This window comes from Hymenobacter crusticola, from assembly GCF_002154225.1.
GTDB lineage: Bacteria > Bacteroidota > Bacteroidia > Cytophagales > Hymenobacteraceae > Hymenobacter > Hymenobacter crusticola.
In genome coordinates, this window is record NZ_MTSE01000077.1 from 1 (window position 1) to 3,906 (window position 3,906).

The 3,906-nt window shown below is 53.5% G+C and carries 3 protein-coding genes; 2 read left to right on the forward strand and 1 reads right to left on the reverse strand.

What is annotated here, in order from left to right; translation table 11 throughout:
* Positions 1 to 120 precede the first annotated feature (120 nt).
* Together BXP70_RS28790 and BXP70_RS28795 are read left to right on the forward strand one after the other, a co-directional pair.
* Positions 121 to 639 carry a CPBP family intramembrane glutamic endopeptidase gene (locus BXP70_RS28790; RefSeq protein WP_179197896.1) on the forward strand — a complete coding sequence of 173 codons (519 nt, stop codon included), beginning with the start codon at positions 121 to 123 and terminating at the stop codon, positions 637 to 639.
* A gap of 94 nt (positions 640 to 733) precedes the next feature.
* Entirely contained in the window at positions 734 to 1,405 is a 672-nt protein-coding gene (locus tag BXP70_RS28795; protein ID WP_143436783.1) for a hypothetical protein, read from the forward strand.
* A 730-nt stretch (positions 1,406 to 2,135) separates the two neighbouring features.
* Here the strand turns inward: BXP70_RS28795 and BXP70_RS28805 are convergent.
* Positions 2,136 to 3,377, reverse strand: coding sequence for an MFS transporter (locus BXP70_RS28805; RefSeq protein ID WP_086597576.1), 1,242 nt, complete (start codon positions 3,375 to 3,377; stop codon positions 2,136 to 2,138).
* Positions 3,378 to 3,906 lie beyond the last annotated feature (529 nt).

Sequence of the window (3,906 nt, forward strand, 5' to 3'; positions counted from 1 at the left end):
TTTTGCTACTACTAAATATTTACTGTTACTTAGGTCGCTTGATCGCCCATGCGGTACTTGCTTGTTTCACTTGTGCATCCTGCCCTCAATGCTGCCGATTACCTTGATTTTTTTTCTGGCATGAGTCCTTTACTGAAGGTGGTCGTGCCGCTAGTGGTGCTTATCACCACGCTGCTTATCAGCCGCGCGCGTCACGTGTCCTTTGTCACAGATCTCGGGCTCGTGCGCCCCCCGCTGTTGCCTTTGTTGGGCTGGCTGCTCCTCGCTTTGGTGTGGATGTTAGCCAGCGATTCCGTACTGCACTGGCGCGGGACATTTGACTTCCACCCCTGGCAAGCGCAGCCCCTCTGGGTATCCATAGCACGCGTACTCGGCGTGGGCATCTTGGGGCCTGTTGCCGAGGAATTGGTGGTTCGCGGGATGGTATTTGCCCGACTGCGTAGCGCGGGCTTGCCTGTTGTCATCGTGATTCTGCTCACGGCCGCAGGGTGGTCGCTACTGCACTTGGACTATACGCCTGCCGTCATTCTCATCATTTTCATCGAAGGCCTCTTACTTGGTTCAGCGCGGCAGTACACGGGTTCACTGCTGGTCCCTATTCTTCTGCACATCGCCTGGAACTTCTACGCCGTCTGGTAAGCAGGCGCTTGAACGGGTAATTGACCCTCGTGTACTTCGATCATGCAGGCTATGTCCAAGAGCCGCCGCCACTCTCCTCTCCTGCCTGTTGACTATGGATCCTTCCCCACCCTCACCACCTATCCGACTCCCCCTGTTGCCACGTCAGCATGTACGGCGGCAAGTGGGAAAAGCTGTAGGCCATCTGGCTCCTGCTTTAATCCTAGTGCTAGGCGTAACGCCGCTCGCATCGGGTAAGGAAGCGCTAACACTACTGACGAGTCTAGAGGTGATCGTCGGCCTCACGTACCTCGTGCTGATGGTGCGGGAGCTGCGGCACTTGCACCACTATCCTTTCCAGCAGCCACGCATCGCCTGGCTGGAATTGGCGGCGGCGGCGATATTAGCCCTGGAAAGCTACCACCTCTGGCATCGCCATCACGCCGCCGAGTTGGCAGGAGCCCCGCATCGCACCCACTTACTGCCATGGCTTTATGCGCTGGTGGCGTTACTTTACGTGGTCTTGGCTTTTAGCTTCCAGGCCCTAACCCAGCGGCGATACCTACAGCTCCAGGCGGACGGGTTCGCCATCCGCACCGGCCTGTTTTCCTCCGTCCATCAGGTCTGCTGGGCAGAGTTGACCGCCCTAGAGCCGGTCGATCCCAGTGCTGTTCGGCTCCGCTACCGGGACGGCCACGAACAACTCCTGACGTTCGCCGGCTTCCAGCAGGGCGTGGGCCATCGCAACCGCTTACTAAGCTACGCACAAAGTGTTCACCTCCGCTAGTTGCAAAACATACTTCCTCCCTCTGTCGCAGCCACGGAGTGGCAACCTTTACTCACTAGGCATACTATCTTCGTAGCTGTTGTTAGCTGGCATACCACAGGGCCCTGCTGGCCTCTGATCGGTAGCGAAGTGGGCCTAGCAACGGAGTATCTAAGGTGCAGAGCGCGAAAGCGACCGCGCACCAGCACATCAGCAAGAAGGACTTCTAAGGCTCTACTTTGCCACAAATGCGTCTTGCTCGCCTGCACTAGTTAGCAGAGTTGTCCCGAAGCTAATTGTGCCCCTGAAAACACCGACCAGGTATATGTTACTATCAGCATCCGTTGCGGTTTCTTCGGCAGAAGAAACATCAGTGGTTAGTGTCTTGTCCGGGAATAAATTGATTGTTTTCCTCCTTTGGATAAACAAATTACTTCCAATGAGGAAGACTAAAACCTGCTTTTAGGTAAAATGAGCGTCACTTTTCGTCGGAGTTGTTCACGAAATACTCCTTTTTCTTGTACAACTCTCTGCCGACTAGACAGACTATAAACAGCCCTACTAATAGTTTAGAGGCTGTCTTTTAACTAACATGTTCACTCAAATCGAGTATTTGTTGTGTCATTTGTCTCCGACCAGTTCCTGCTCACCAAACTGTTCGCCAAGATACACCCACACTATTTTGCTTTGTGCACGGCCGCTAGCTAGGAAAATTAGCTGGCACTGATGCTAGCTTCGCCCTTCGATGGCCTTACTTCTCGTCGTCCACTATCTCCTTTACACGGGGCTTTGATTTGTCCCAGTAGGTTGCCAGCGTAAACATGAGAACCCCAGAAAGTAAGGCCAGCACAAAATAGCTGTAGCTCAAGCTACGTTGGTCTTTGGCGGGAAAGGCTTCGATGATGGCATAACTCAGAAAGGAAACCAGGATGTAGACGATCCCCCCGGTTAAGCCCCCGGAAATTCCTGCGTTTTTAGGAAACCGGCTTAAGCTATAGGCGAAGTAATTGTTATACGTATACCCGGCGCAGACGTGAATCAGGAAGGCAAAAAACAACAGCGTATACAAATTAACCAGAAAGCCCAGACTGAGAATCATTAGCATGGTGAACGTGACCTGCAGCCCGACATTCCACAGCATCTTTTTAGTAAACGGACTGTTGATCGTGGCCTTCCCAATCAATCCGCCGATCATCCAGGCAACCCCTAATAGCAGCGAACAATAGCCCGCAATGACCGGGCTCCTCTGCAACTGATGCTCAATGATAAAGGGACCGGACATGTTATAGACCATGACCATGGTGTAAGCGAAGCCCAACATGACAATCCCCAGGGTAAACGGGAGGGTTCCGATCATCTCGCCATAGATACCAACGATCTTCTTGAGTCGAAATTCCGTAGGCGTCCGGAGTATTTCGCCGCTGAACAGTACTTCCAAGACGAGGAGTACCGCGGCAAATGCCGCCAGAAAGTAGAAATTAGCCTCCCAGCCAAAAAGGTCCTGCAAATACCCGCCTAAGAATGGGGCAATGATGGGGCCCGCCGACCAGATGATGGTGAAGAGGCTTAAATAGCTTTTCAGGCGCTCACCCGTATAGACGTCCACAAAATAGGCTCGCTTAGCAACCACTATTCCGGCTACGGTAATGCCTTGCACCACGCGCATGGCGTAGAGGAGGTAGATATTGCCCGTCGTAGCGATAACCAAACAAGAGAGGATGAAGAGCCCTAACGCCGCCAGACTGAGCTTGTAGCGGCCGAAACTGTCCACGATACTTCCGACGAACAGCTGGGCTACCCCGTAGCTAATCAGGAAAAAACTTAAGGTCAGCTGCACCTGCAGGCTGGTCACGTGCAGGGCGGCTCCCATGGAGGGCATAGAAGGAATATAGATATCCGTCGCAAACCCGGATAAAGGCAGCAGCGCTAAGGCCAGCAGGGTAGCGATTTTCTGCTGCCGCGTTTCCACTGGCCTTTGAGAAACAATAGTCATAAGAAGTACGCCTGAATGAAATATTGGCCACCACTCGCCGGAACCGGGCATTCCGGGCAAACGCCCAGCGTGAAGAGGTGCTCTCCGCGCGAGTAGGTGGCTAGGTTAAGTGCCTGAGAACAGCCGCCCCGTCGGATAGTTGCGGCCGCAACCTAGATGGCCACGACGCAAGCGTCGTTCGACACCCGTCAACAGGACGAAGCCGGAACCGCTTCGGGGGCTCCGGCTTCGTCCTATCTACGTAGACTTTTACTGCTGTACTTCCGCGGGCGTGCGGTCCTGGGCCATTTGCCAGAACAGCCCGGTCAGCAGGGAATCGAAGGAGATCCTCAGGTGCGCGTCAGAATATAAGCGACGTAACCGCATACTGAATAGATAAGTAGGGGCCCACGGAAGGGCTATGCACCAATACAATAGATCCAGTAGAATAGCCGACTGCTGGCAACGGTAGCGCAAAGACAACACCAAATACATAATACTATAGATAAATACCTATTTTCCTCGCTGACAGCCAAGCGGACTAGGAACA

Bases quoted from the DNA above. Each gene is read 5' to 3' on its own strand.
- BXP70_RS28790 (WP_179197896.1), top strand. From the start codon at position 121: ATGAGTCCTTTACTGAAGGTGGTCGTGCCGCTAGTGGTGCTTATCACC.
- BXP70_RS28795 (WP_143436783.1), top strand. From the start codon at position 734: ATGGATCCTTCCCCACCCTCACCACCTATCCGACTCCCCCTGTTGCCA.
- BXP70_RS28805 (WP_086597576.1), bottom strand. From the start codon at position 3,377: ATGACTATTGTTTCTCAAAGGCCAGTGGAAACGCGGCAGCAGAAAATC.